At 68.7% G+C, this 25911-nt stretch carries 21 protein-coding genes; 10 read left to right on the top strand and 11 right to left on the bottom strand.

Translation table 11 applies throughout. The features are described 5' to 3' along the window. Positions 1 to 19: 19 nt before the first annotated feature. Positions 20 to 502, bottom strand: a complete 483-nt coding sequence (locus ASF43_RS25525; RefSeq protein ID WP_056187693.1) for a hypothetical protein — start codon at positions 500 to 502, stop codon at positions 20 to 22. Positions 503 to 507: 5 nt separating this feature from the next. Next, positions 508 to 1026 (bottom strand): peptide deformylase, encoded by a 519-nt coding sequence (gene def, locus ASF43_RS25520; protein WP_056187690.1) that lies wholly within the window; start codon positions 1024 to 1026, stop codon positions 508 to 510. A gap of 178 nt (positions 1027 to 1204) precedes the next feature. On the opposite strand from def, the gene ASF43_RS25515 reads away from it, so the two are divergent. The 3 genes from ASF43_RS25515 (at position 1205) to ASF43_RS25505 (ending at position 4150) form a co-directional block, all read left to right on the top strand. After that, positions 1205 to 2401: a LysM peptidoglycan-binding domain-containing protein gene (locus ASF43_RS25515; protein WP_056187686.1), complete on the top strand. Its 1197-nt coding sequence runs from the start codon at positions 1205 to 1207 to the stop codon at positions 2399 to 2401. 43 nt (positions 2402 to 2444) lie between these two features. Continuing rightward, entirely contained in the window at positions 2445 to 3596 is a 1152-nt protein-coding gene (gene dprA, locus ASF43_RS25510; protein ID WP_056187684.1) for a DNA-processing protein DprA, read from the top strand. 65 nt (positions 3597 to 3661) lie between these two features. Next, positions 3662 to 4150 (top strand): DUF494 family protein, encoded by a 489-nt coding sequence (locus ASF43_RS25505; RefSeq protein ID WP_056187682.1) that lies wholly within the window; start codon positions 3662 to 3664, stop codon positions 4148 to 4150. A 10-nt stretch (positions 4151 to 4160) separates the two neighbouring features. Here the strand turns inward: ASF43_RS25505 and ASF43_RS25500 are convergent, their stop codons facing one another. The 5 genes from ASF43_RS25500 to ASF43_RS25480 form a co-directional block, all read right to left on the bottom strand. Beyond that, complete coding sequence (locus ASF43_RS25500) at positions 4161 to 6686, bottom strand: DUF1631 family protein (RefSeq protein ID WP_056187678.1); 2526 nt, start codon at positions 6684 to 6686, stop codon at positions 4161 to 4163. An 18-nt stretch (positions 6687 to 6704) separates the two neighbouring features. Next, on the bottom strand, positions 6705 to 7652 hold the full coding sequence (gene secF, locus ASF43_RS25495) for a protein translocase subunit SecF (RefSeq protein WP_056187676.1): 948 nt from the start codon (positions 7650 to 7652) through the stop codon (positions 6705 to 6707). Between the two features lie 25 nt (positions 7653 to 7677). After that, positions 7678 to 9561 carry a protein translocase subunit SecD gene (gene secD, locus ASF43_RS25490; protein ID WP_056187673.1) on the bottom strand — a complete coding sequence of 628 codons (1884 nt, stop codon included), beginning with the start codon at positions 9559 to 9561 and terminating at the stop codon, positions 7678 to 7680. A 36-nt stretch (positions 9562 to 9597) separates the two neighbouring features. Next, positions 9598 to 9933 carry a preprotein translocase subunit YajC gene (gene yajC, locus ASF43_RS25485; RefSeq protein ID WP_056187670.1) on the bottom strand — a complete coding sequence of 112 codons (336 nt, stop codon included), beginning with the start codon at positions 9931 to 9933 and terminating at the stop codon, positions 9598 to 9600. Between the two features lie 173 nt (positions 9934 to 10106). Further along, a complete protein-coding gene (locus ASF43_RS25480) occupies positions 10107 to 13709 on the bottom strand; it encodes an indolepyruvate ferredoxin oxidoreductase family protein (protein ID WP_056187667.1) in 3603 nt (1200 codons plus the stop codon). Positions 13710 to 13858: 149 nt separating this feature from the next. On the opposite strand from ASF43_RS25480, the gene ASF43_RS25475 reads away from it, so the two are divergent. The 4 genes from ASF43_RS25475 (at position 13859) to ASF43_RS25460 (ending at position 17673) form a co-directional block, all read left to right on the top strand. Beyond that, positions 13859 to 14338, top strand: coding sequence for an Lrp/AsnC family transcriptional regulator (locus tag ASF43_RS25475; RefSeq protein ID WP_056187664.1), 480 nt, complete (start codon positions 13859 to 13861; stop codon positions 14336 to 14338). A 61-nt stretch (positions 14339 to 14399) separates the two neighbouring features. Next, entirely contained in the window at positions 14400 to 15371 is a 972-nt protein-coding gene (locus ASF43_RS25470) for a tripartite tricarboxylate transporter substrate binding protein (RefSeq protein WP_056187661.1), read from the top strand. 74 nt (positions 15372 to 15445) lie between these two features. Continuing rightward, the gene (locus tag ASF43_RS25465; RefSeq protein WP_056187658.1) at positions 15446 to 15901 is read left to right on the top strand and encodes a hypothetical protein; all 456 of its coding nucleotides are present in this window, start codon (positions 15446 to 15448) and stop codon (positions 15899 to 15901) included. A 56-nt stretch (positions 15902 to 15957) separates the two neighbouring features. Further along, positions 15958 to 17673, top strand: coding sequence for a GMC family oxidoreductase (locus ASF43_RS25460; protein WP_056187655.1), 1716 nt, complete (start codon positions 15958 to 15960; stop codon positions 17671 to 17673). Between the two features lie 215 nt (positions 17674 to 17888). Here ASF43_RS25460 and mrdA read toward each other — a convergent pair whose 3' ends face one another. Genes mrdA through ASF43_RS25440 form a run of 4 tightly spaced genes read right to left on the bottom strand, consistent with a single transcriptional unit; the run spans position 17889 to position 22442 of the window. Then, the gene (gene mrdA, locus ASF43_RS25455; protein WP_056187652.1) at positions 17889 to 19901 is read right to left on the bottom strand and encodes a penicillin-binding protein 2; all 2013 of its coding nucleotides are present in this window, start codon (positions 19899 to 19901) and stop codon (positions 17889 to 17891) included. Between the two features lie 28 nt (positions 19902 to 19929). After that, entirely contained in the window at positions 19930 to 20460 is a 531-nt protein-coding gene (mreD, locus tag ASF43_RS25450; protein WP_056187648.1) for a rod shape-determining protein MreD, read from the bottom strand. Continuing rightward, on the bottom strand, positions 20457 to 21371 hold the full coding sequence (mreC, locus tag ASF43_RS25445; protein ID WP_056187645.1) for a rod shape-determining protein MreC: 915 nt from the start codon (positions 21369 to 21371) through the stop codon (positions 20457 to 20459). The genes mreD and mreC overlap by 4 nt, the downstream gene beginning before the upstream one ends. Positions 21372 to 21398: 27 nt before the next feature. Next, positions 21399 to 22442 (bottom strand): rod shape-determining protein, encoded by a 1044-nt coding sequence (locus tag ASF43_RS25440; protein ID WP_056187642.1) that lies wholly within the window; start codon positions 22440 to 22442, stop codon positions 21399 to 21401. 203 nt (positions 22443 to 22645) lie between these two features. Between ASF43_RS25440 and gatC the strand changes: the two genes are divergently transcribed. Genes gatC through gatB form a run of 3 tightly spaced genes read left to right on the top strand, consistent with a single transcriptional unit; the run spans position 22646 to position 25910 of the window. Then, a complete protein-coding gene (gene gatC / locus ASF43_RS25435) occupies positions 22646 to 22945 on the top strand; it encodes an Asp-tRNA(Asn)/Glu-tRNA(Gln) amidotransferase subunit GatC (protein ID WP_056188537.1) in 300 nt (99 codons plus the stop codon). Positions 22946 to 22948: 3 nt separating this feature from the next. Beyond that, on the top strand, positions 22949 to 24415 hold the full coding sequence (gene gatA / locus ASF43_RS25430) for an Asp-tRNA(Asn)/Glu-tRNA(Gln) amidotransferase subunit GatA (RefSeq protein ID WP_056187641.1): 1467 nt from the start codon (positions 22949 to 22951) through the stop codon (positions 24413 to 24415). Position 24416: 1 nt separating this feature from the next. Further along, entirely contained in the window at positions 24417 to 25910 is a 1494-nt protein-coding gene (gene gatB / locus ASF43_RS25425) for an Asp-tRNA(Asn)/Glu-tRNA(Gln) amidotransferase subunit GatB (protein WP_056187638.1), read from the top strand. Position 25911: the final 1 nt, after the last annotated feature.

The following is a 25911-nucleotide window of genomic DNA, read 5'->3' as shown; positions in this document are numbered from 1 at the left end:
GAAAAAGGAAAGACGCCGGTCAAGGCCGGACTTGCCGCATGTTGCGCCAGTCGATGCCCTGGTGGGCCCTGCGCACGATGCCGGCCTGGTCGAGATAGACCCAGTAGAACAGGTCGACACCGGCATCGCGCCAGCGGTAGGTGAGGATGGGGCCGTCCCAGCTGGCGACGCGCTCGCGGTCCGGCGCCGGACCGAACTCGCGCTCGACATCGGCGCGCGACCACGAGCCATCGGTCGCGATGCGCGCGAAGTCCTGCACGGTCAGCACCTGCCGGGCCTGCGCGACACGCCCGGTGGCGTCCAGGTCGACCATGAAAGCCTGCTGGCCCGAAGGCTGCTGCGAATACTGCAGGCGCTCGCCATTGCCCAGCGCGAAGCTCCGCGTCGGCTGGCCCCAGGCGGCCAGCACCTCGTCGCGGCTCATGCCGGGCGACACGCTGGCACAGCCGGCCAGCAACGCCAGCATGGCCAGCCCGCTCCACAGGAATGCGCGCGACAGCATGGTGGTCAGGCCGACTCGCGCGCGGTCTCGCGCTGCGCCTTGAGCATCTTGGTCTTGATGCGGTTGCGCTTGAGCGGCGACAGGTACTGCACGAAGACCTTGCCCAGCAGGTGGTCCATCTCGTGCTGGATGCAGATCGCGAGCAGGCCGTCGGCCTCGATCTCGCGCGACTGGCCCGTGGCGTCCAGCGCCTGGACCTTGACGCGCGAGGGGCGCTCCACGCCATCGTAGATGCCGGGGACGGACAGGCAACCTTCCTCGTTGAGCTCGCGCTCGTCGCTGGACCAGGTGACCTCGGGGTTGATCAGCACCAGGGGCTGGTCGCGCTCCTCGGACACGTCGATCACGATCACGCGTTCGTGCACGTCGATCTGCGTGGCAGCCAGGCCGATGCCCTTGGCGTCGTACATGGTCTCCAGCATGTCGGCGACCAGCGTCTGGATGCGCGCGTCGACCGCGGCTACGGGGCGCGCCACGGTGTGGAGCCGGGCGTCGGGGTACTGAAGAATGGAAAGCAGGGCCATGGAAACGATTCGATCGGAGTTGTCGCTATTTTCGCCACTTTCGCAGCATCGAACGGGCGTGCAAGTCAATAATCGTTGCCCCTCAGGGGGCTTGCGCGCACAATCGCGCCTGATTTTCGGGCCCCTCCCAGGGGGCCGCAACCCGCACGATCAGGGGGCGTTTCTGGTGCAACGCGTGATGAATAACATGGTGGGATCCGTTGCCATCGGGGCCGCACTGCTGGCCTCGGCCCTGGCATCATCCGCAGCCGCGCAGAGCTTGCCGGTCACGCCGGCGCAGCGCGACACCGCCACCCAGGTCGCCCAGAGCGGCGTGCCCCTGGCCGAACTGGCGCCCGGCGCGCCAGACAGCTACACCGTCCGGAGCGGCGACACCCTGTGGGGCATCTCCGGCCTGTTCCTCGCGCGCCCCTGGCGCTGGCCGGAACTGTGGGGCATGAACCTGCAGGACATCCGCAACCCGCATCTGATCTTCCCGGGCCAGCAACTGTTCCTGCTCAAGAAAGACGGCCGCGCCATGCTCAGCACGCGCGGCGCCGGCGCGAGCGACCTGACCACGGTGCGCGTCTCGCCGCGCACGCGCTCGTCCTCGCTGTCGGGCAGTGCGCTGCCGACCCTGAACCCCAGCCTGATCGAGCCCTTTCTCGCCGACCCGGTGGTCGTGGACGAAAGCGTGCTGCAGCAGGCGCCGCGCATCGTGGCCACGCGCGAGCAGCGCGTGATGCTGAGCAAGGGCGACCGCGCCTATGGCCGTGGCTCGCCCGAGGCGCCGCTGGCCGACACGCAGGGCGCGCCGCAGAACTTCCGCGTGGTGCGCAACGCCGTACCGCTGAAGGACCCGGTGTCCGGCGAGATCCTGGGCTACGAGGCCTACTACCTCGGCAAGGCCGCGCTGCTGGCCGCCGAGGGCACGCGCGAGACGACCACCGACGGCAAGACCACGGTGGAAGTGGTGCCGGCCTCGCTGGACATCGTTTCCGCCAAGGAAGAGATCCGCATCGGCGACCGCCTGCTACCCGAGCCGCCGCGCGAGTTGCTGAGCTATGTGCCGCGCGCACCCTCGCAGGCCATCGAGGGCCGGGTGGTCTCCATCTACGGCAGCGGCATCACCAACGCCAACGCCGCGCAAAGCCAGGTCGTGGCCATCAACAAGGGCACGCGCGACGGCTTGCAGCATGGCCATGTGCTGACCGTGCTCACCGATGGCGGCAGCCTCGTGGACCGCACCGACCCGGGCAAGGCGCGGATGCGCCTGCCCGACGAGAGCAACGGCCTGCTCATGGTGTTCCGCACCTTCGAGCGCGTGTCGTACGGGCTGATCCTGGACATCCAGACCGGCGTCAAGGTCGGCGACCGCCTGGTCACGCCGCGCTGAGGCGCGGCCTTCCCCCACTTCGCCGGCCGAGGGTTTCGCACGCATGCAGCGCAGCGAACTGGGCCACTGGCTGCGGCTGGCCGGCACGCCCGAGGTCGGCAGCGACACGGCGCGGCGCCTGCTGACGGCGTTCGGCACGCCCGAGGCGGTGTTCGCCCAGTCGCCGCAGGCGCTGGCCCAGGTCGTCACGCCGCTGCAGCGCCAGCACCTGCTGCAGGTCGATGCCCGGCATGCGGCGCTGCTGGACAGCACCTGGCGCTGGTTGCAGGACGCCACGGTGGCCGAGCGCCGCGTGCTGACGCTGGGCGACGCGGACTACCCCGGCGCGCTGCTGAACATGGCCGACCCACCGCTGCTGTTGCACGCGATGGGCCGCTTCGACGCCTGGCCGGGCTTCATCGCCGATCCGACGTCCCCGCCCGGCATCGCCATCGTCGGCAGCCGCAACCCCACGCCGCAGGGCCTGGTCAATGCGCACAACTTTGCGCGCCACATCTGCGAAGCCGGCTGGACCGTGGTCTCCGGCCTGGCCCTGGGCGTGGACCGCGCGGCGCACGAGGGCGCGCTCGAAGGCGCGGCCGCCCAGCCCGGCATGCTGGCCACGGTGGCCGTGGTCGGCACGGGCCTGGACCGCGTGTACCCCAGGCGCAACCTGCAGCTGGCGCACGCCATCGCCCGGCACGGGGTGATCCTGTCCGAATACCTGCTGGGCACACCGCCGCTGGCGCCCAACTTTCCGCGGCGCAACCGGCTGATCGCCGGGCTCACGCGCGGCACGCTGGTGGTCGAGGCAGCGCTGAAATCCGGCTCGCTGATCACGGCCCGGCTGGCCTCGGAACAGGGCAAGGAAGTGTTCGCCATCCCCGGCTCCATCCATGCACCCATGGCCCGCGGCTGCCACGCGCTGATCAAGCAAGGCGCCAAGCTGGTGGAGACTGTCGACGACGTGCTCGACGAGTTCGCGCCCGCCGCTGCGCTGCGCCGGCCTCTGCGTGCGCCGACGCAGGCGCCGAGCGCGCCGGCCGCGGACGATGTGCTGGAGCAGATCGGCTTGGACCCGATCGGCCTGGACGCCCTGCAGGCCCGCACGGGCCTGGACACCGCAACACTGCAGGCCCGGCTGCTGGAGCTGGAGCTGGACGGCCACATCGTGCGCATGCCGGGCGCGCTGTTCCAGCGCATCGTGGTGGCCTGATCCCCCTGCCGTCGTTTTATCGGCACAGCCCCGGTCGCGCCGGCATGACAGGCTATATTGGGCCCATGTTCGAAGTGCTCGTTTTCGTCTATGAAAACTACTGGCGCGGTGACGCATGCCCCGCGCCGCAACAGCTGGGCCGCAAGCTCAGCGCCGTGGGCTTCGAGGCCGACGAGATCGAGGAAGCGCTGCAGTGGCTGCGCGGCCTGCAGATCGCGTCGCAGGGCGTGGCGCCGATCGAGGTCGAGGCACCCGCAGCGAATGCGGACAGCTTTCTCCCTTCCGACGCGATGCGCGTCTATTCCGTGGCCGAGCAGGAGCATCTGGGCGCGCAGTGCCTGGGCTTCCTGCACTTCCTCGAAGCGGCCGGCGTGCTGCCCGCCCCATTGCGCGAGATCGTGCTGGACCGCGCGATGGCCGCGCCCGGCGGCCCGGTCACGCTCGGCGACCTGAAGATCATCGTGCTGATGGTGTACTGGAGCTTCGGCACCGAGCCGGACGCGCTGGTGCTCGACGAGCTGTGCCAGGACGCCAGCGGGCGCCTGGCCCACTGAGCGCGGGCCTTCAGGCCGCCAGCAGCCGCTCGGGGTTGGCGTCCAGCTTTTCCAGGGCCTGGCGCGTGGCGCGCAGCGTCAGCGCTTCCTGCTCCTGCGGCACCAGCAGCCCCGCCTGCAGGTACACGGCGAGCCGCTTGGCCTGGATCAGGTAGCTGCGGCCGTCCATCGAAGCGAACAGGTGTAATTGCCGGCGGTCGCTGCGCCAGGCGAATTGCACCTGGCTGATCTTCTGGTTGTGGTCCAGCGTGAACCAGTGGCCCAGCTGCAGTTCGTGCGCCCACGCGACCATCGCCTCGCTGGGCTTGGCGCCGGCGTCGGCGATCACATCGATCGACGACGCGTCGATGCCCAGCATCATCTCGATGCTGTCGGCGTCCAGCGGCAGGTCGCCCATGCTCTCGTCGCTGACGAAGTCTTCGAGGTTCGCCAGGCGCTGGGCCATCACGTCGATGCGCGCCTGCGGGATGGCCTCAGTCTTGGACATGAAGGCGTCGGCCAGCGTGTCGCTCAGGCGCTTGATGTGCCCCTCCTGCACGGGCGAGGCCAGGCCCAGCAGCGTCATGCCCTGGCGCAGGCGCTGCAGCAGCTGCGGCAGGCTCTGGATCACGCGCGCCCGGTCGGCGCGGTTCGGCTTGGCGCTGGCGGCCCAGACCAGGTCGGCGGCCGAACGCTTGAGCGCGATGGTCTCGTCGTCCTGCGGGCCTTTGCGCACGGCGGCCAGCGCCAGCACTTCGGCCCAGACCTTGAACAGGAAGTCGCGCACCTCGTCGCGCACCGGGATGTCCTTGAGCATGTTGCGCAGCTCGATCGTGTACTGGATCGCCAGCGTTTCCTTCTGCTCGATCTGCTGCGCGACGCTGACCACGCGCTGGGCCGTGCCCTTTTCCGTCAGGTACTTGGACAGGAATTTCTGGAACTCGTCATAGACCAGCTGGAACACGCGACGGCCGGTTTCCGGGTACTGCTCGATGACCTGGACCACGCGCCGGATCTCGGCCTCCAGCGCCGTGCCGCCGATGGCCGTCGCGTCGAAGCCCATGGCGCACGAGCCCATGCGGTCGATCAGCTGGCGCGCCGGATGGCTCAGCGTGCCGAAGAACTCCGGCTCGGCCAGCGCCACGCGCAGCACGGGCAACTGCAGACGCGCGAACCACACCCGCACCGACGGCGGAATGCGCTCCTCGGCCAGGATGCTCTGGAACATCAGCGCCACGATCTCGATCGTGGCCTTTTCGCTGTTGGTGGAGGCCTGGCGCTTGAGCTCATTGGACCGCTCGCGCAGCACGCCGGCCACGCGGACCACGCTGGCCTGCCCATAGTCGGCCACCGTGCCCGGCCCGGTGTCGCCGATCATGAGCTCGGCGTCGGGCGCGGCACGGTGGCGGTTGATGGCGTTGGCCAGCGTCGGTGAGATCTCCAGCTTGGCGGTCGGCTCGAAGACGCTCGCAGCGTGCTCGCTCAGCACACGGCGCAACTGGCCCAGCACGCCCTGGGCGCGCCGCCGCGCCCGCGCCAGCGGCGACATGGCGGCCACCATCTGACCGTCGGCCAGGTGACGTTCGCGCTCGGGGTCGTCGCCCAGCGTCTGCGCCGTGCGCGGGCCGCGCTGCAGCTCCTGCGGGCCCGAGTCTTCGTCCTCCGGCCAGTCGGATGCGGCAGACCCTGCACCGCGGCCCGGGGCGAAGGGCCTGGATGGCGTTCCACTGCCACCGCCGGCACCACCGCCCGCGCCAGACCCACCACCGGGAGCGCCTGCACCGCTGGCGCCATCGCTGCCACCACCGCTCCGGCCATGGCCGGAAGGCGCCATGTGGCGCTGCGCATCATGCGGCGCCGAAGACTCCAGGGGCGCACCCCGGCTCGCCCCGCCCGGCAGGCTGGGCGATTCGGTGCGCCGCACACGGCTGCGCAGGTCGTCCGGTGCCGAGACGCCCGCGGCATCGAGCATCTCGTTGCACACCACGCAGGCCGACAGGGCATGGGCGCCGAGTTCGCGCTGCAGCGTGTCGGCCACCAGCGGCAGGATGCTGCGGTCCAGGCCGGCCACGCCCCACTGCTGCACCAGGAGCACGGCCAGCGTGTCCAGGCGCAGCACGTCGCGCGCGGGCAATTCGCTGACATGTTCCAGGTACTGCACGCGCGCGCACAGATCGCGGTACGCGGCGCCGGCGGCATCCTGGATCGCCACGGCCATGCGCGAGGCCAGGATCTTGTTTTCCATGACCTCGTCGCCCACCAGCTCCAGCGTGAGGCCGCCGGCCTTGGGCGCCGGTGCTGCGGCGGTGTCGACCAAGGCCTTCTTCCAGGCACTGGCCGTGCCCTCCTCCCAGGCCCGGCCATGGCTCTGGAACAGGGTCCAGGCGTCGCGCCGGTCCTGCATCTCTCGCACCGAGCTGACCTGCTCCAGCAGCTGGGTCAGCCGCTCCTTGATCAGCGCGCCGACCTCGCCCATCCTGCGGCCCATCTCGGCCACGAAGCGCTCACGCGCGCGTTGGGCCAGCAGGTGTTCTGGAGAGGCGGGGCTGCTGCTCATGGGTGAAAAATGCGGCCCTCAAACGACGGCGCCTGCATTCGGATCGTTGGGATCTTCTTCCTTCTTGACCTTCACCAGGTCCTCGCGCTTGACGCCCAGCCACATGGCGATGGCGGCGGCCACGAAGCAGGAAGAGTAGATGCCGAAGCAGATGCCGATGGTCAGCGCCAACGCAAAATAATGTAAGGTTGGCCCGCCGAAAAAGAACATCGAGAGCACCACGAGCTGTGTGGAGCCGTGCGTGATGATGGTGCGGCTGATCGTCGAGGTAATGGCGCTGTCGATCACCTCGGCCGTGGACAGCTTGCGGTAGCGCCGGAAGTTCTCGCGCACCCGGTCGAAGATCACGACCGACTCGTTCACCGAGTAGCCCAGCACGGCCAGCACGGCGGCCAGCACGGCCAGCGAGAACTCCCATTGGAAGAACGCGAAGAAGCCCAGGATGATGACCACGTCATGCAGGTTGGCCACGACGGTGGAGACGGCGAACTTCCATTCGAAGCGGAACGCCAGGTAGACCATGATGCCGATCACCACCATGGCAAGCGCCTTCAGCCCGTTGGTGGTCAGCTCCTCACCGACCTGCGGGCCGACGAACTCGACCCCGCGCAGCGTCACGCCCGGATTGACCGCCTTGAGCGCATCGACCACCTGCGCGCTCTGCTGCGTGGCGTTCATTTCCTTGCGTGCCGGCAGGCGGATCTGCACGTCGCGCGAGCTGCCATAGGCTTGCACCAGTACCTCGGCATAGCCCAGCTTGCCGATGGTTTCGCGCACCTGGCCGATGTCGGCGGACTGCTCGTAGGCCACCTCCATCACCGTGCCGCCGGTGAACTCCACAGACAGGTGCAACCCGCGGTGGAACAGGAAGAACACGGCCAAGGCGAAGGTGGCGAACGAAATGATGTTCAGCACCAGCGCGTGGCGCATGAACGGGATGGTCTTGTGGATCCGGAAGAATTCCATAGCGTGCTTCTGACTCTCTGTTGCCTTACTTGGCCTGGACCACGGCGCCGTCGGTCTTGGGGCGCCAGACGGTGCCGATCGACACGCTCTTGAGCTTCTTCTTGCCGCCGTACCACAGGTTCACGAGCGCACGCGAGAAGAACACGGCCGAGAACATCGAGGTCACGATCCCGATGCAGTGCACCACCGCGAAGCCGCGGATCGGGCCCGAGCCGAAGGCCAGCAGGGCCACGCCGGCGATCAGCGTGGTCACGTTGGAGTCCAGGATGGTGCCCCAGGCGCGCTCGTAGCCGGCGTGGATCGCGGCCTGCGGTGATGCACCATTGCGCAGCTCCTCGCGCACGCGCTCGTTGATCAGCACGTTGGAGTCGATGGCCACCCCGATGGCCAGGGCCATGGCGGCGATGCCGGGCAAGGTCAGCGTGGCCTGCAGCATGGACAGCACCGACACCAGCAGCAAGAGGTTCACGGCCAGCGCGATCGACGAGAAAACGCCGAACAGCGCGTAGTAGGCGCACATGAACACCATGATGGCGATGAAGCCGTACAGCACGCTGTTGAAGCCCTTGCTGATGTTGTCGGCGCCCAGGCTGGGGCCGATGGTGCGCTCCTGGATGATCTCCATGGGCGCGGCCAGCGAGCCGGCGCGCAACAGCAGCGAGGTGTCGTTGGCCTCGGTCGTCGTCATGCGGCCCGAGATCTGCACGCGGCCACCGGCGATCTCGGTGCGGATGACCGGCGCCGTGACAACCTCGCCCCGGCCCTTTTCGAACAGGATGATGGCCATGCGCTTGCCGACGTTCTCGCGCGTGATGTCCTTGAAGATGCGCGCGCCCTTGGCGTCCAGCGTCAGGTTGACGGTGGGCTCCTGGGTCTGGCCGTCGAAGCCGGGCTGGGCGTCGGTCAGGTTCTCGCCGGTCAGCACCACCTGGCGCTTGACGATGACGGCCTGGCCGCTGCGGTCCAGGTAGCGCTCGGAACCGAAAGGCACGGAGCCTGTACCGGTCTCGGCGCTGCGGGCTTCCGTGCTTTCGTCGACCAGGCGCACTTCCAGCGTGGCCGTGCGGCCCAGGATGTCCTTGGCCTTGGCCGTGTCCTGCACGCCGGGCAGTTGCACGACGATGCGTTCCAGGCCTTGCTGCTGGATCACGGGCTCGGCCACGCCGAGTTCGTTGATCCGGTTGTGCAGCGTGGTGATGTTCTGCTTGAGTGCGGCGTCCTGCAACCGGCGGGCGGCCTCGGGCTTGATGCTGGCCACCAGCTTCCAGGTGCTGCCGTCCTGCGACTCGGTGGTGGTGAGGTCGGGGAACTGGTCCTGCACTACGCGCTTGGCGGCCTCGCGCGCCTCGGCATCGCGGAAGGTGACCTCCACGGTCTGGCCGTTGCGGTTCACCGAGCTGCCGCGGATGCCCTTGTCGCGAAAGGCCGTGCGCAAATCGCTGGCGAAGGACTCGGCGCGCTTGTCGATGGCGCCCTTCATGTCGACCTGCAGCAGGAAGTCCACGCCGCCGCGCAGGTCCAGCCCCAGGTACATCGGGTGGGCGTTCAGCGCCGCCAGCCAGGCCGGCGAACGCGAGACCAGGTTCAGCGCCACCACGTAGGATGGGTCGGCCGCGTCGGGGATCAGCGCACGCTGCAGGGTGTCGCGCGCCTTGAGCTGCTCATCGGGCGTTGCGAAGCGCGCGCGGATCGAACCGCCATCCAGTGTCAGCAGGTCGGGCGTGAGCCCGGCATCCTTCAGGGCCTGCGCGACCCGCTCCTGGGTCGTGGCGTCCACCTTCACGCTGGACTTGCCCGCGGAGACCTGCACCGCAGGCGCCTCGCCGAAGAAATTGGGCAGGGCGTAGATCAGCCCCAAGAGCAACACGACCAGGATGATCGCGTACTTCCATACCGGATAACGGTTCATGATCGCTTTCGCCCCACGGGGCGGCTTCCTGCTGGCTTACTTGACCGAACCCTTGGGCAACACCTGCACCACGGCGTGGCGCTGCAACTGCACTTCGACGCCGTTGGCGATCTCCACGCTCAGCGTGCCTTCGCCCAGCTTGGTGACCTTGCCGATCAGGCCGCCCGCGGTGGCGATCTCGTCGCCCCTGGCCAGCGCGTCGATCATGGCGCGGTGCTCCTTCTGCTTGCGCATCTGCGGGCGGATCATGACGAAATACAGCACCACGAACATCAGCACCAACGGCAGCATGCTGCCCAGCGACGACATCAGATCCCCACCGCCGGCGGATGCGGCAGGTGCGGTTTGGGCATAAGCGGTAGAGATCAGCACGGGGTCAACTCCAAACGAAGACGCAACTTGGAAAAGCGTAATCCCGCGCACCAAAAGCGCGCGGGACGGGCGAAAAGCCTGGGATTGTATGCCGCCCTCCTGCGGCGGAGCGGAGGCCCCAGCCGGCATAAGGCCGAGCGGGCGCAAGGGCAAGCGCCCTCTGCGGGAGCCGCTCAGGCGGCGCGCGCCTGCGCGGCCGGCTGGCGGAACGCAGCCTGCAGCTGTGCCCATTTCTGCCGCGCGGCCACCAAGTTGCGCTCTTTCACATGGCCGTAGCCCTTGATCTGCTCCGGGATGCGCGCGATGTCCAGTGCCACGGCATGGTTGGCAGCGTTCAGGCCGGCCAGGACCTCGTCGATGCTGGCGCGGTACTCGGCGATCAGCGCGCGCTCGGTCTTGCGTTCCTCCGTACGGCCGAACACGTCCAGCGCCGTGCCGCGCAGGCCCTTGAGCTTGGCCAGCAGCTTGAAGCCGGTCAGCATGGACGGGCCGAACTTGCTCTTTTGCAACTCGCCCTTGGCGTTCTTCTTGGACGTGAGCGGCGGGGCCAGGTGGTAGTTGAGCGTGAAGTCGCCCTCGAACATGGACGCGATCTTGGCGTGGAAGGCCGGGTCGGTGTGCAGGCGCGCCACCTCGTATTCATCCTTGTAGGCCATGAGCTTGAACAGGTAGCGCGCCACGGCCTCGGTCAGTGGCAGGTGCTTGGGCGCACCCATGGCCTGCTCGCGGGCACGCACCTTCTCGACGAAGGCCTGGTAGTCGGCCGCGTAGGCGGCGTTCTGGTAGCCGGTCAGGAACTCGACGCGGCGCGCCACCATGTGCTCCAGCGTCTCGCGCTTCTTGAAATCGATGACCTGCACGCCGGCACCGCGCACCAGCTTCTCCACCGACGCCGCGTCGGCCGCGGCGCGGCGGCCCCACGCGAAGGCGGCCTTGTTCTGCTCGATGGCCACGCCGTTGAGCTCGATGGCGCGCATCAGCGAGTCGAATTCCAGCGGGATCCAGCCCTTCTGCCAGGCGTAGCCCAGGATCATGGGGTTCACATAAATGGTGTCGCCCATGAGCTTGGTGGCGGCCGCGTCGGCGTCGAAGCGGCCCAGCGCGTCCTCGCCCACGATCTGCGCCAGCTCAGCCGCGCAGGCATCGGCCGGGTTCTGCCATTCGATGTTCTTGACGAAGGCGGCCGTCGGTGCGCCGTGCACGTTCAGCGCCACATGGGTGCGGCCGCCGCGCATGCGCATGGTCGATTCCTTGTTGGCCGCCACCAGCGGGTCGCAGCCCAGCACCAGGTCGGCCGCGGCCATGGACACGCGGGTCGTTCGGATGTCGTCCTGGTTCGGGCCGATCAGCACATGGCTCCAGGTGGCGCCGCCCTTTTGCGCCAGGCCCGCCGCGTCCTGCGTGACGATGCCCTTGCCTTCCAGATGCGCGGCCACGCCCAGCAGCTGGCCGATGGTGATGACGCCGGTGCCGCCCACGCCCGCGACGATGATGCCCCAGGTGCCGGTGAGCGCCGGCAGCACCGGGTCGGCCAGCGCACCGAGCTCGAACGGCGATGGCGCCTGGGCCTTGGACTTGCCCTTGAGCTTGCCGCCCTCCACCGTCACGAAGCTGGGGCAAAAGCCCTTCAGGCAGCTCATGTCCTTGTTGCAGGTGCTCTGGTTGATCGTGCGCTTGCGGCCGAACTCGGTCTCCAGCGGCTCCACCGACAGGCAGTTGGACTGCACGCTGCAGTCGCCGCAGCCCTCGCAGACCAGCTCGTTGATGACCACGCGCGTGGCCGGGTCCACGGCCGTGCCGCGCTTGCGGCGGCGGCGCTTCTCGGTGGCGCAGGTCTGGTCGTAGATGATGGCCGTGGTGCCGGTGATCTCGCGGAACTGGCGCTGGATCTCGTCCAGCTGGTCGCGGTGGTGGATGGTCACGTTGTCACCGGGCACCGACACGCCCTTGTACTTCTCGGGCTCGTCGGTCACGATCACGACCTTCTTCGCGCCCTCGGCATGCAGGCTCTCGGCGATCTGCAGCACCGAATGGCCCTCGGGCCGCTCGCCGACCTGCTGGCCGCCGGTCATGGCCACCGCGTCGTTGTAGAGGATCTTGTAGGTGATGTTGACGCCGGCCGCGATGCTCTGGCGGATGGCCAGCAGCCCGCTGTGAAAGTACGTGCCGTCGCCCAGGTTGGCAAAGATGTGCTGGTCGGTGGTGAACGGCTGCTGGCCCACCCAGGGCACGCCCTCGCCGCCCATCTGCGTGAAGCCGATGGTGCTGCGGTCCATCCAGGTCGCCATGAAGTGGCAGCCGATGCCGCCCATGGCGCGCGAGCCTTCGGGCACCTTGGTGCTGGTGTTGTGCGGGCAGCCCGAGCAGAACCAGGGCAGCCGGTCCGCGCCCTGCACGCCGCCGAGCTCCAGCACCTGCATCGAACGTTCCTTGGCTTCCAGGATGGCGAGCTGCGCATCGACGCGCGCCACCATGTCGGCGCCGCCGGCTTCCAGCACGCCCGTCTTCTTCAGCCGCTGGGCCAGGGCCTTGGCGATCAGCGAGGGCGACAGGTCGGCGTTGGCGCGCAGCAAGGTGTTGGCCGTGGGGTTGGCCATCGACCATTCGCCGCCCGAGAAATCGCCCTCGACCTCGTTGAACTTGCCCAGCACGTTGGGCCGCACGTCCGAGCGCCAGTTGTAGAGCTCTTCCTTGAGCTGGTATTCGATGACCTGGCGCTTCTCTTCGACGACCAGGATCTCCTGCATGCCGGTGGCGAAGTCGCGCGTGAGCTGCGCCTCCAGCGGCCAGACCACGCCGACCTTGTGCAGGCGCAGGCCGAGCTGGCGGCAGCTGGCGTCGTCCAGGCCCAGGTCCAAAAGGGCCTGGCGGGTGTCGTTGTAGGCCTTGCCGCTGGCGATCAGGCCATAGCGGTCGTTCGGCCCTTCGATGGCGTTGTAGTTGAGCTTGTTGGCGCGGATGTAGGCCAGCGCGGCGTACCACTTGTAGTGGAACAAACGGGCTTCCTGCTCCAGCGCATGGTCGGGCCAGCGGATGTGCAGGCCACCCTCGGGCATCTGGAAGTCGGTGGGGATCTGGATCTGCACCCGGTCCGGGTCGATCATGGCCGTGGCGCTGGACTCGACGATCTCCTGGATCGTCTTCATGCCGGCCCACACGCCCGAGAAGCGGCTCATCGCGAACGCGTGGATGCCCAGGTCGAGGATCTCCTGCACGTTGGCCGGGAAGAACACCGGCAGGCCGCAGGCCTTGAAGATGTGGTCGCTCTGGTGCGCGGCCGTGGAGCTCTTGGAGATGTGGTCGTCGCCGGCCACGGCGATCACGCCACCCCAGGCCGTGGTGCCGGCCATGTTGGCGTGCTTGAACACGTCGGAGCAGCGGTCCACGCCCGGGCCCTTGCCGTACCAGATGCCGAAGACGCCGTCGAACTTGTTGGTGCCCGGCGGCGAAAAGCCCAGCTGCTGCGTGCCCCACATGGCCGTGGCCGCCAGCTCTTCGTTCACGCCGGGCTGGAACACGATGTTCTGCGCCTTCAGGAACTTGCTGGCCTTCCACAGCGCCTGGTCGTAGCCGCCCAGCGGCGAGCCGCGGTAGCCGCTGATGAAGCCGGCCGTGTTCTTGCCGACCTGCTGGTCGCGCAGCCGCTGCAGCATGGGCAGCTTGACCAGCGCCTGCACGCCGCTCATGAAGGCGCGGCCGTAGTCCAGGCTGTACTTGTCGTCCAGCGTCACTGTTTCCAGGGCTTTGCGGATGTGCTCGGGCAAGGGGGCGTTCATCGTGTGGTGTCTCCGTTGGAACCGTCGCCTCGTGGGCGACGGAGGGGCCGTGATGCGGCCCAGTGTATGCATCCGGCGCCGATATGTCCTTTCTTTTGCTTCCTCGATTTTGACCATCAAAGAAAGGATCTTGCTGTAAATTGGCAGGAATGGAAACACTGGACAAGTTCGACTTGGCGATCCTGCAAGAACTGCAGGCCGACGGGCGCCTGAGCAACGCCGAGCTCGCCAGCCGCGTGGGCTTGTCGGCCGCCCCCTGCTGGCGCCGCGTGCGCGCGCTGGAAGAGGCCGGCTTCATCAAGGGCTACCACGCCGAGATCGACCGCCGCAAGATCGGCCTCGGGGTGCTGGCCTTCGTGCGGCTGGATGCAGACCGCAACAGCGGCAACGTCACGCGCGAGCTGGAGGACGCGATCCGCAAGATCCCCGAGGTGGTGGCCTGCCATTACATCAGCGGCGCCGGCACCTTCGAGCTGCAGGTGGTCTCGCGCGACCTGGACAGCTTCGCGCAGTTCGCGCGCGAGGTGCTGATCAACCTGCCCAATGTGAAGGACCTGCACACCAGCTTCTCGCTGGGCGAGGTGAAGGACAGCAGCGCGCTGCCGCTCAAGCACCTGAAACCAAGGTGACGCCGGGCGGGGGCGGCCTACGCCACACTGCGCGGTCCACGAAGAACCAGGAGACCGACCCATGCAGCTTTCCCGCCGACAAATCCTTGCCGCCGTGGCCGCCAGCGCAGCTGGCAGCGCGTGGGCCCAGCCCGGCCAGTGGCCGGAGCGACCGATCCAGCTGCTGATCCCCTACCCGCCCGGCGGCAGCACCGATTTGATCGCGCGGCCCCTGTCGATCAAGCTGCAGGAGCGCCTGGGCCAGCCCGTGGTGCTGGACTACAAGCCGGGGGCCGGCGGCACCGTGGCCTCGCAGGCTGCCGCGCGTGCGAAGCCCGACGGCCACACCTTCATCATGGTGCTGGCTGCGCACGCCATCAACGCCAGCCTCTACCCCAAGTTGCCCTACGACACGCGCAAGGACTTCGCGCCGGTCTCGCTGGTGGCCAACCTGCCGCTGCTGGCCAGCGGCAGCCCGTCGCTGAAGGCCCGCAGCATCGCCGAGCTGATCGCCGAGGCCAAGGCCAACCCGGGCAAGATCACCTATGGCTCGGCCGGCAACGGCAACACCAGCCACCTCGCGGTCGAGTACTTCGCCAGCGTTGCGGGCATCAAGCTGAGCCACGTGCCCTACAAGGGCAGCGCGCCCATGGTCAATGCCATGCTGGCCGGCGAGGTGCAGCTGAGCTTCGACAGCGCCTCGACCTCGCTGCCGCATGTGCAGTCGGGCCGGCTGCACGGCCTGGCCGTCACGGGCAACACGCGCCTGCCCATGATTGCCAACGTGCCGACCATGGCGCAAGCCGGCCTGCCGGGCTTCGTGGTGAACGGCTGGTACGCGGTGCTGGCGCCCGCCGGCACGCCGGCGGCCATCGTCGAGCGCATGAGCCGCGAGATCGCCGCCGTCGTCGCGCAGCCCGAGATCAGGGCCCAGCTGGAGGCCGGCGGCTACCAGCTGGTCGGCTCGACGCCGGCCGCCTTGGACACGCACATCGACGCCGAGATCGAGCGCTGGGCCAAGGTGGTGAAGGACTCGGGCGCTCGCATCGATTGAGCGGGCCAGATGCCAGGCTTTCCCCGCCTTCCAAAGCGCTTTCGACCGCAGGCCCACCCCTAGAATCGCCCGCCATGCCATCAAGCTACCTGCACGACGAAAGCCCCTGGAACACGGATCTGTTGTTGCCGCGGGTGACCGAGCACTCCGATCTGCTGGAGATCCAGATCCTGCTGGGTGGCCTGTCGCTGGTGCTGAGCCGGCTGCATCCCGAATTCGCGCGCAGCAACTTTCTGGCGACCCGGCGCGTCGCCATGCGGCTGACCCGCGCCATCGAATACGGCAACCAGAGCAAGGCGCATTTCATCGGGGCCGATCTGCAGCAATCGCTGCAAGAGTGCGGCCGGGCGCTGGACCCGGGCACCGCGATGACCTTGAAGAACCTGCTCGCGCGCACGCTCAAGCGCGAGGCCGAAGCGGCCCGGTTCGAACGCCAGGACGACTTCACGATCAGCGACTTCCTGGCCGAGGAGCAGCTCAGGGCCGAGCCCGGCGCCAGCCTCGCCGGCCAGCGCGCCGTGCGCGTCTGATCCGGACTGCCGGTTGCGGCGACACTGCGGCAACAACGCCGCACACCGCACGAGACATGGCAGACCACATTTTTGACACCATCATCATCGGCGCCGGCACGGCCGGCTGCCTGCTGGCCAACCGGCTCTCGGCGAACGCCAGCCAGCGCGTGCTGCTGATCGAGGCCGGCCGCAAGGACGACTACCACTGGATCCACATCCCGGTGGGCTACCTGTACTGCATCGGCAATCCGCGTACCGACTGGCTCTACCAGACCGAGCCCGAAGCCGGCCTGAACGGCCGCAGCCTGCGCTACCCGCGCGGCAAGACGCTGGGCGGCTGCTCCAGCATCAACGGCATGATCTACATGCGCGGCCAGGCGCGGGACTACGACCACTGGGCCGCCCTCACGGGCGACGACAGCTGGCGCTGGGAGCGCTCGCTGCCCTATTTCAAGCTGCACGAGGACTTCTACAGGGGCGCGGACGCCCTGCACGGCGCCCAGGGCACACCGCCCGAGCTGCTGCGCGGCGACGAGCCGTACTGGAGGATGCTGTCGCACCGCAAGGCCGGCGGCGAATGGCGCATCGAGAAGCAGCGCCTGCGCTGGGACGTGCTGGACGCGTTCGCGCAGGCCGCCCAGCAAGCCGGCATCCCGGCCACCGAGGATTTCAACCGCGGCGACAACGAGGGTGTGGGCTACTTCCAGGTCAACCAGAAGGCCGGGCTGCGCTGGAACACGGCCAAGGCCTTCCTGCGCCCGACCTGCTATGGCCGGCCCAACTTCGAGCTGTGGAGCAACGCCCAGGTCTCGCGCCTGCTGCTGGAGCGCGACGCAGCCGGCGCCCTGCGCTGCACGGGCGCCGAGGTCTGGACCGGGACCGAATTGGTGAAGGCGCGGCTGGCCGATGGCGGCGAGGTGGTGCTGAGCGCCGGCAGCATCGGCTCGCCGCAGATCCTGCAGCTCTCGGGCATTGGCCCGGGCGCCCTGTTGCAGCAGCATGGGGTGCCCGTGCAACACGACTTGCCCGGCGTCGGCGCCAACCTGCAGGACCACCTGCAGATCCGCGCCGTGTTCAAGGTGCAGGACGTGCCCACGCTGAACGTGCTGGCCTCCAGCTGGTGGGGCAAGGCGCGCATCGGCATGGAATACGCGCTCAGGCGCAGCGGGCCCATGAGCATGGCACCCTCGCAACTGGGCGCGTTCACGCGCAGCGACCCGGCCCAGCCGTACCCCAACCTGCAGTACCACGTGCAGCCCTTGTCGCTCGATGCGTTCGGCGACCCGCTGCACAGCTTCCCGGCGTTCACGGCCAGCGTCTGCAACCTGAACCCGACCAGCCGCGGCACGGTGCAGATCTGCAGCCCGCGCTTCGAGGACGCCCCTGCGATCGCGCCGAACTACCTGAGCACCGACGCCGACCGCCAGGTGGCGGCGGATTCGCTGCGCCTCACGCGCCGCATCGTGGCGCAGCCGGCGCTGGCCCGCTTCGCGCCCCAGGAGTGGAAGCCGGGCGTCCAGTTCCAGAGCGATGCCGAACTGGCCAAGCTGGCAGGCGACATCGCCACGACGATCTTCCACCCCGTGGGCACGACGCGCATGGGCCGCGACGGCGACCCCATGGCCGTGCTGGACGCGCGGCTGCGCGTGCGCGGCGTGGCCGGGCTGCGCGTGGTCGATGCCGGCGCCATGCCGACCATCACCAGCGGCAACACCAACTCGCCGACCCTGATGCTGGCCGAGAAAGCGGCGCAGTGGATCGCCACCGATGCGCTGCGGGCCGCTGCCTGACACCAATCTGACGCGCGGGTAAGTCCTAATTCAGAAAACGGCGCAAATGCCTACAGTCCTTTGTGTTGCGCACCGGCCTAGTCCAGTGGGCGCGAGAGGCCCGAGGAGACACTTCAACCAAAACCGACAGAATTCAGGCATCCAGACGAGATGTTTTCTTCAAGCGCCGCTGATGCGGCGCTTTTTTTTGCCCGCGCGCAGCGTGCGCAACGCGCTCAGGGCCGCTGGGCGAGCTGGACCGGGCCGTTGTCGGGCACCTGGGCGGCCGACGCGCCGAGCATCGGCGGGCTGGGCAGGTCCGGCACTTCGGAGATCGGGCGCGGCTTGCCAGCCGGTGGGCCGCCCTTGCCGGCACGCACCTGGGCCAGGTCGGCCTCGCTCGGGTAGACGCCGGCCACCCAGAAGTCGAACACGCGCCGCGCGATCGGAGCGGCGGCTTCCGCGCCCCAGCCTGCGTTCTCGACGATCAGCGCAATGGCGATCTTGGGGTCGTCCGCGGGCGCGAACGCCATGTAGACCGCATGGTCGCGCTGGTGCTCTTCGAGCTTGGACGCGTTGTAGCGGCTCTTCTGGCCGATGGTCACGGCCTGGGCCGTGCCGGTCTTGCCGCCGGACAGGTAGGCCGCGCCCGAGAACACCTTGGTGGCCGTCCCCTCCTGCGTCACGCCGACCAGCGCGCGCCGCACCACGGACACGTTCTCGCGCTTGAAGCCCAGGTCCACGGGCGGCTCGCGCGGCACCGGCACGCGCTGGCCCTGCACGCTGTCTTCCACCGCCACCACCAGGTGCGGCTTGTGCTTGATGCCGTTGTTGGCCAGGATGGCCGTGGCCTGCGCCAGCTGCAGCATCGTGAAGGTGTTGTAGCCCTGGCCGATGCCCAGCGAGATGGTCTCGCCCGCGAACCACTTCTGCTGCTCGGGCCGGCGGTAGGCCTTGCGCTTCCAGGCCTGGCTGGGCAGCACGCCGCGCACCTCGCCGTTGATGTCGATGCCCGTGATCTGGCCGAAGCCCAGCGGCGCCATGAAGTTGTACATGGCGTCCACACCCATGTCGTTGGCCAGCGAGTAGTAGTAGACGTTGCTGGACTTCACGATGCTGCGGTGCATGTCGACCGCGCCCAGGCCGCCGTCGCCATGGCTGCGGTAGGTGTGGCCGCCGAAGGTCCACGAGCCGGCGTCGTAGGTGATGTCGCCGGGCCGGCGCTTGCCGGTCTCCAGCGCGGCCAGCGCCATGAAGGGCTTGTAGGTGGAGCCGGGTGGGTAGGTGCCGCGCAGCGCGCGGTTCAAGAGCGGCCGGTCCAGCGACTCGTTGAGCGCGCTCCAGCTTTCCTGGTCGATGCCTTCGACGAACAGGTTGGGGTCGTAGGTCGGCTTGCTGACGAAGGCCAGCACCTCGCCGGTCTTCGGGTCCAGCGCCACCAGCGCACCGCGGCGGTCGCCGTACAGGTCTTCCACGAGCTTTTGCAGCCGCATGTCCAGCGACAGCACGACGGTGTTGCCCGGCGTGGCCTTGCTGCTGGCCAGTCGCCGCACGGCGCGGCCGCCGGCCGAGGTCTCGATCTGCTCGACGCCGGTCTTGCCGTGCAGCTCGGCCTCGTAGCTTTGCTCCACGCCGAGCTTGCCGATGTATTCCGTGCCCTTGTAGTTGCCCTCTTCGTCGGTCTCCTCGATGCGCGCCTTCTCGGCGGCGTTGATGCGGCCGATGTAGCCGACGACATGGGCGCCGAGTTCGCCCTGGGGGTACTGGCGGAACAGCCGGGCCTTGATGTCCATGCCCGGGAAGCGGTAGCGCTGGGCCGCGAAGCGCGCCACCTCCTCGTCGGACAGCCGCGTGCGGATCGGCAGCGACTCGAAGTTGCGCGACTCCTCCAGCAGCTTCTTGAAGCGGCGCCGGTCGCGCGCCGAGACTTCGATGACCTCGGACAGCGCGTCGATGGCCGGCTCCAGCGGGCCGACCTTGGACGGCGTGATCTCCAGCGTGTAGGCCGAATAGTTGCTGGCCAGCACCACGCCGTTGCGGTCCAGGATGTGGCCGCGCGTGGGCGCCACGGGCACGATGGCCGTGCGGTTGCGCTCGGCCTGGGCGCGCAGGTCGTCGTGGCGCACGACCTGCAGATGCACCAGCCGCGCGAACAGCCCCATGAAGCACAGCACCACCACCAGGCCCACGACCAGCAGGCGCCGGCGAAAGCGCGACAACTCGCGTTCGACGTCCTTGAGTTCGGTCATGGCATGGGCTCTGGTGGCATGACGTGGGTCACAGCGGCCGGTTGGCGTCTGGATCGGGCGCGCGGCGCTGCGGCAGCAGCAGCGCCACGCTGACCACGGGCCACAGCACCGCCTCGAGCACGGGCCCGAGCAGCAGCCACAGGCCCGGGAAGGTGCCCCCACCCAGCATGCGCAGCACCAGTTCGATGGCGTGGGCCACGGCGAACAGCGGCAGCACCTGCATGGCCTGCACCGGCACCGGGAACCACAGCAGCCGCCGGTGGATGGTGATGGCCAGGTAGCTCAGCACGGTGTAGGACAGCGCATGCTGGCCGAGCCAGGAGGCCTGGTGCACGTCCATGCACAGGCCGAAGACGAACGCCGTGCCCACGCCCACGCGCTGCGGCTGGTGCACGGTCCAGAACACCAGCACCACCGCGACGATGTCCGGGATCCAGGGCGCGCGGCCCCACAGGCCCATGTTCTGCGCCATGTTCAGCAGCAGCGCGACCAGCAGGCTGGTCCAGATGAAGACCGGGCTGGCCGGCAGCAGCAGCTGTTGGCCGCGGCGCATGATCATCGGGAAGCCCCCTTGCCGGCGGGAACGTCGTCGCGCGCGCCCTCGGCCGCAGGCGGTGCCGTCAGCGGCTGCAGCAGCATCACGTGGCGCACGCCGGTCAGCTGCGCCAGCGGGCGGCAGTAGATCCGCGCGAAGGCCGAATCGGCCTGGCGCTCCACCGTCTCCACGATGGCCACGCGCAGGCCCGGGGGATAGACGCCATCCACGCCGCTGGTGGACAGCAGGTCGCCGGCCTGCACGTCGGAATTGCCGGCCATGAAGCGCAGCTCCAGCACGCCCCCCAGGAAACCCGGGTTGCCATAGGCCACGCTGCGCGCACCCGTGCGCGTGTTGAGGACGGGGATGGCCTGGTCGCGGTCGATCAGCAGCGTGACCTCGCTGACCAGCGGCAGCACGCGCGTGACCTGCCCCAGCACGCCCGAGGCGTCCAGCACCGGCGAGCCGGGCCGCACGCCATGGGCCTGGCCGCGGTCGACGAAGACCTTGCGCGTGTAGGGGTCGGCGGCGTCGTACAGCACCTCTGCCGCCTGGCCCGGCGCGGCGAGCTGCTCGCGCAGGCCCAGCAGGCTGCGCAGCCGCGCGTTCTCCAGCGCCAGCACCTCGACCTGGCCCGCGCGCTCGGACTGCTGCACGAGCTTGCGGGAAGCGGCATCGGCACGCGCCTGGATTTCCGCCATGCCGTCCAGGTAGGCCGTGCCGCCCTGGATCAGGCGCACCGGCCCCATGGCTGCCAGCTGCAGCGGGTACAGCAGCGTGGCGACGCCCGCCCGCAGCGGCCGCATGATCGCGAAACGCGCATCGGCCACCATCAGAAACAGCGCGAAAGCGCTGAAAAACGTGAGCTTGGTGAGGGCCGACGGGCCTTGCTTGAAAAACGGAGGCGGGGTTCTGTCCAGCGTACCGAGTGGCATCGCCGTCCCCTGTGCGTCAGTGGCGCGTCATTCGCTGGTGAAGATGGAACCCAGGCGGTCCATCCGCTCCAGCGCAATGCCGCAACCGCGGACCACGCAGGTCAGCGGATCTTCGGCCACCAGCACCGGCAGGCCGGTTTCCTCGGCGAGCAGGCGATCGAGGTCGCGCAACAGCGCGCCACCGCCGGTGAGCATCATGCCGCGCTCGGCGATGTCGGCGCCCAGCTCGGGCGGCGTCTGCTCCAGCGCGTTCTTGACCGAGGCCACGATGTTGTTCAGCGGGTCGGTCAGGGCTTCCAGAATCTCGTTGGACGAGATCGTGAAGCTGCGCGGCACGCCTTCGGACAGGTTGCGGCCCTTGACTTCCATCTCCTTGACTTCCGAGCCCGGGAAGGCCGAGCCGATGTACTTCTTGATGGACTCGGCCGTCGGCTCGCCGATCAGCATGCCGTAGTTGCGCCGGATGTAATTGATGATGGCGTCGTCGAAACGGTCGCCGCCCACGCGCACGCTGCCCTTGTAGACCATGCCGCCCAGGCTGATGACGCCGACCTCGGTCGTGCCGCCGCCGATGTCCACCACCATCGAGCCGCTGGCCTCGGACACCGGCAGGCCGGCACCGATGGCCGCGGCCATGGGTTCCTCGATCAGGTAGACCTGCGAGGCGCCGGCACCCAGCGCCGACTCGCGGATCGCACGGCGCTCGACCTGGGTGGAGCCGCAGGGCACGCAGATGATGATGCGCGGGCTGGGCCGGAAGACCCCGCGCGGATGCACCATCTTGATGAACTGCTTGAGCATCTGCTCGGTGACGGTGAAGTCGGCGATCACGCCGTCCTTCATCGGGCGGATGGCCTCGATGTTGCCGGGCACCTTGCCCAGCATGGCCTTGGCTTCCTTGCCCACGGCCTGGATCGTCTTCTTGCCCTGGGGGCCGCCTTCGTGGCGGATCGCGACCACGGAGGGCTCGTCCAGCACGATGCCCTTGTCACGCACGTAGATCAGGGTATTGGCCGTGCCAAGGTCGATCGCCAGGTCGGTCGAGAAATACCGACGAAAAGCACCAAACATTGAAAAATTCCTCTCGGGGCACGGCAGCGCTTCGGCATGCGGTCGCCCTCTGCATTCGGGTCGTAACTGGGGGATATCGGCGCAATTGCCGGCCCTTTGCTGACCGTTGCGCAAAGGCGGGATAATACCCGATCCCCCCGTAGAAACCCGCTGCAAAGCCTTGCGCGATGCGTTTCCACGGCATTGTTGCTTGCTTGTTTCCCATGGCCCTGACCTCCAACGACATCTCACGCATCGCCGACCTGGCGCGGCTGGAACTGGCGAGCGCCGAGAGCGCACGCATGCTCACCCAGATCAACGGCTTCTTCGACATCGTCGAGCGCATGCGCGCCGTGGACACGACCGGCGTGGAGCCGCTCGCGCACCCGACCGGCGTGCTGGCCGACGTGGCGCTGCGCCTGCGCGAGGACGTGGCGAGCGAGCACGACGACCGCGAGGCGAACCAGAAGAGTGCGCCGGCCGTCGAGCGCGGCCTGTTCCTGGTGCCCAAGGTGATCGAGTAAGCCATGGCCTTCGACCTGAACAACGCATCGGTGGTCGACCTGGCCGCCCGGCTGCAGGCCCGTGAACTGTCGGCCGTCGAGGCGGCCCAGCATTTCCTGGCCCGCATCGACACCCACCAGGCGCTGGGTGCCTTCGTCGCGCTGGACGCCGAGGCCACGCTGGCCCAGGCCCGCGCGGCGGACGCCGCCCTGGCCGCCGGCACGGCCGGCCCGCTGGCCGGCGTGCCGATCGCGCACAAGGACATCTTCGTCACGCGCGACTTCCCCACCACGGCCGGCTCGAAGATGCTGGACGGCTACCGCTCGCCGTTCGACGCGACCACGGTGGCGCGGCTGGCGCAGGCAGGGGCCGTCACGCTGGGCAAGCTCAACTGCGACGAGTTCGCCATGGGCTCGTCCAACGAGAACTCGGCCTATGGCGCAGTGCGCAACCCCTGGGACGCCACGCGCATCCCGGGCGGCTCCTCGGGCGGCAGCGCAGCCGCCGTGGCCGCGCGCCTGGCACCGGCCGCCACCGGCACCGACACCGGCGGCTCGATCCGCCAGCCGGCCTCGTTCTGCGGCATCACCGGCATCAAGCCCACCTACGGCCGCGCGTCGCGCTACGGCATGGTGGCGTTCGCCTCCAGCCTGGACCAGGCCGGCCCCATGGCGCGCAGCGCCGAAGACTGCGCGCTGCTGCTGTCCACGATCTGCGGCCCCGACCTGGACCGCGACTCCACGTCGATCGACCTGCCAGCGGAGGACTACCGCCGCCACTTGAACGACACGCTGGACGGCCTGCGCATCGGCGTGCCGAAGGAATTCTTCGGCGACGGCCTGGCGCCCGACGTGCGCGCCGCCATCGACGCCGCGCTCAAGCAATACGAAGCGCTGGGCGCGCGGCTGGTCGAGATCTCGCTGCCGCGCACCGAGCTGTCCATCCCGGTCTACTACATCATCGCGCCGGCCGAGGCCAGCTCCAACCTGAGCCGCTTCGACGGCGTGAAGTTCGGCCACCGCGCAGCGCAGTACGGCGACCTGCTGGACATGTACAAGAAGACGCGCGCCGAGGGCTTCGGCGACGAGGTCAAGCGCCGCATCATGATCGGCACCTACGTGCTCTCCCACGGCTACTACGACGCCTACTACCTGCAGGCGCAGAAGATCCGCCGCATGATCGCCGACGACTTCCAGCAGGCGTTCACGCAGTGCGACCTGATCGCCGGCCCCGTGGCGCCCACGGTGGCCTGGAAGCTCGGCGACAAGGCCGACGACCCGGTCGCCAATTACCTGGCCGACATCTTCACGCTGCCCGGTTCGCTGGCTGGGCTGCCCGGCATGAGCCTGCCGGCAGGCTTCGGCGAAGGCGGCATGCCCGTGGGCCTGCAGCTGATCGGCAACTACTTCCAGGAGGCGAAGCTGCTGAACGCGGCCCACCGCTTCCAGCAGGCGACCGATTTCCACCTCCGTGCGCCGCAGGGTTTCTGAGATGAGCGAGACGATCAACACCTTCGAGGCCGCGCAAGCCGGCCGCCCCACTGGCCCGCTGGTGCAGGGCTATGAAGTCATCATCGGCTTCGAGACGCACGCGCAGCTGTCCACCGCCAGCAAGATCTTCAGCCGCGCGTCCACCGCCTTCGGCGCCGAGCCGAACACGCAGGCCTGCGCGGTCGACCTGGCGCTGCCGGGCACGCTGCCGGTCATGAACAAGGGCGCGGTCGAACGCGCGATCCGGCTCGGCCTGGCATTGGGCTCGACGATCGCGCCGCGCAGCATCTTCGCGCGCAAGAACTACTTCTACCCCGACCTGCCCAAGGGCTACCAGATCAGCCAGTATGAGATCCCGGTGGTGCAGGGCGGCACGGTCAGCTTCTACCTCGGCGACGAACAGAAGACCGTGCGCCTGGTGCGCGCGCACCTGGAGGAAGACGCCGGCAAGTCGCTGCACGAGGACTTCATCGGCCAGAGCGGCATCGACCTGAACCGTGCCGGCACGCCGCTGCTGGAGATCGTGACCGAGCCAGACATCCGCTCGTCCGCCGAGGCCGTGGCCTATGCGCGCGAGCTGCACAAGATCGTGACCTGGATCGGCATCTGCGACGGCAACATGCAGGAAGGCAGCTTCCGCTGCGACGCCAACGTGTCGGTGCGCAAGCCCGGCGACAAGCTGGGCACCCGGCGCGAGATCAAGAACCTGAACAGCTTCAAGTTCATGCAGCAGGCCATTGACTACGAGGTGCGCTGGCAGATCGGCGAGATCGAAGACGGCCGCGCGGTCCAGCAGGCCACGGTGCTGTTCGACCCCGACACGGGCGAGACGCGCGCCATGCGCACCAAGGAAGACGCGGCCGACTACCGCTACTTCCCCGACCCCGACCTGCCGCCTCTGGTGATCGCGGCCGAGTGGGTCGAGCAGGTGCGCGGCGCCATGCCCGAGTTGCCCCGCGCGATGGCCCAGCGCTTCGTGGCCGACTACGGCCTGCCCGCCTACGACGCGGCCCAGCTCACGCAGAGCAAGGCCATGGCGGCCTACTTCGAAGAGGCGGCCCGCGCCAGCGGCCAGGCCAAGCTGGCTAGCAACTGGATCATGGGCGAGCTGTCGCGCCGACTGAACGCGGGCGAGACCGGCATCGATGCGGCGCCCGTCACGGCCGCGCAACTGGGCCGGCTGATCGGGCGCATTACCGACAACACCATCTCCAACAACGCCGCGCGCCAGGTGTTCGAGGCGCTGTGGAATGGCGAGGGCTCGGAGGTCGATGCCGTGATCGAGGCCAAGGGCCTCAGGCAGATGAACGACGACGGCGCGCTGGACGCCATCCTCGATGCCGTGATCGCCGCCAACCCCGACAACGTCGCGCAGTTCAAGGCCGGCAAGGACAAGGCCTTCAACGCGCTCGTGGGCCAGGCCATGAAGGCCAGCAAGGGCAAGGCCAACCCGGGCCAGGTCAACGCGCTGCTGCGCAAGAAGCTCGAAGGCTGAG

The organism is Pseudorhodoferax sp. Leaf267 (assembly GCF_001422405.1).
Classification (GTDB): Bacteria; Pseudomonadota; Gammaproteobacteria; order Burkholderiales; family Burkholderiaceae_C; genus Pseudorhodoferax.
The sequence above is the reverse complement of the archived record's forward strand: the minus strand, read 5'-3'. Positions and strand labels throughout refer to the sequence as shown.

Bases quoted from the DNA above. Each gene is read 5' to 3' on its own strand.
- ASF43_RS25465 (WP_056187658.1), top strand. From the start codon at position 15,446: ATGCCATCAAGCTACCTGCACGACGAAAGCCCCTGGAACACGGATCTG.
- dprA (WP_056187684.1), top strand. From the start codon at position 2,445: ATGCAGCGCAGCGAACTGGGCCACTGGCTGCGGCTGGCCGGCACGCCC.
- ASF43_RS25475 (WP_056187664.1), top strand. From the start codon at position 13,859: ATGGAAACACTGGACAAGTTCGACTTGGCGATCCTGCAAGAACTGCAG.
- ASF43_RS25505 (WP_056187682.1), top strand. From the start codon at position 3,662: ATGTTCGAAGTGCTCGTTTTCGTCTATGAAAACTACTGGCGCGGTGAC.
- ASF43_RS25460 (WP_056187655.1), top strand. From the start codon at position 15,958: ATGGCAGACCACATTTTTGACACCATCATCATCGGCGCCGGCACGGCC.
- ASF43_RS25480 (WP_056187667.1), bottom strand. From the start codon at position 13,709: ATGAACGCCCCCTTGCCCGAGCACATCCGCAAAGCCCTGGAAACAGTG.
- gatA (WP_056187641.1), top strand. From the start codon at position 22,949: ATGGCCTTCGACCTGAACAACGCATCGGTGGTCGACCTGGCCGCCCGG.
- ASF43_RS25500 (WP_056187678.1), bottom strand. From the start codon at position 6,686: ATGAGCAGCAGCCCCGCCTCTCCAGAACACCTGCTGGCCCAACGCGCG.
- ASF43_RS25440 (WP_056187642.1), bottom strand. From the start codon at position 22,442: ATGTTTGGTGCTTTTCGTCGGTATTTCTCGACCGACCTGGCGATCGAC.
- mreD (WP_056187648.1), bottom strand. From the start codon at position 20,460: ATGATCATGCGCCGCGGCCAACAGCTGCTGCTGCCGGCCAGCCCGGTC.
- secD (WP_056187673.1), bottom strand. From the start codon at position 9,561: ATGAACCGTTATCCGGTATGGAAGTACGCGATCATCCTGGTCGTGTTG.
- gatC (WP_056188537.1), top strand. From the start codon at position 22,646: ATGGCCCTGACCTCCAACGACATCTCACGCATCGCCGACCTGGCGCGG.
- gatB (WP_056187638.1), top strand. From the start codon at position 24,417: ATGAGCGAGACGATCAACACCTTCGAGGCCGCGCAAGCCGGCCGCCCC.
- mrdA (WP_056187652.1), bottom strand. From the start codon at position 19,901: ATGACCGAACTCAAGGACGTCGAACGCGAGTTGTCGCGCTTTCGCCGG.
- ASF43_RS25515 (WP_056187686.1), top strand. From the start codon at position 1,205: ATGAATAACATGGTGGGATCCGTTGCCATCGGGGCCGCACTGCTGGCC.
- mreC (WP_056187645.1), bottom strand. From the start codon at position 21,371: ATGCCACTCGGTACGCTGGACAGAACCCCGCCTCCGTTTTTCAAGCAA.
- ASF43_RS25525 (WP_056187693.1), bottom strand. From the start codon at position 502: ATGCTGTCGCGCGCATTCCTGTGGAGCGGGCTGGCCATGCTGGCGTTG.
- secF (WP_056187676.1), bottom strand. From the start codon at position 7,652: ATGGAATTCTTCCGGATCCACAAGACCATCCCGTTCATGCGCCACGCG.
- def (WP_056187690.1), bottom strand. From the start codon at position 1,026: ATGGCCCTGCTTTCCATTCTTCAGTACCCCGACGCCCGGCTCCACACC.
- ASF43_RS25470 (WP_056187661.1), top strand. From the start codon at position 14,400: ATGCAGCTTTCCCGCCGACAAATCCTTGCCGCCGTGGCCGCCAGCGCA.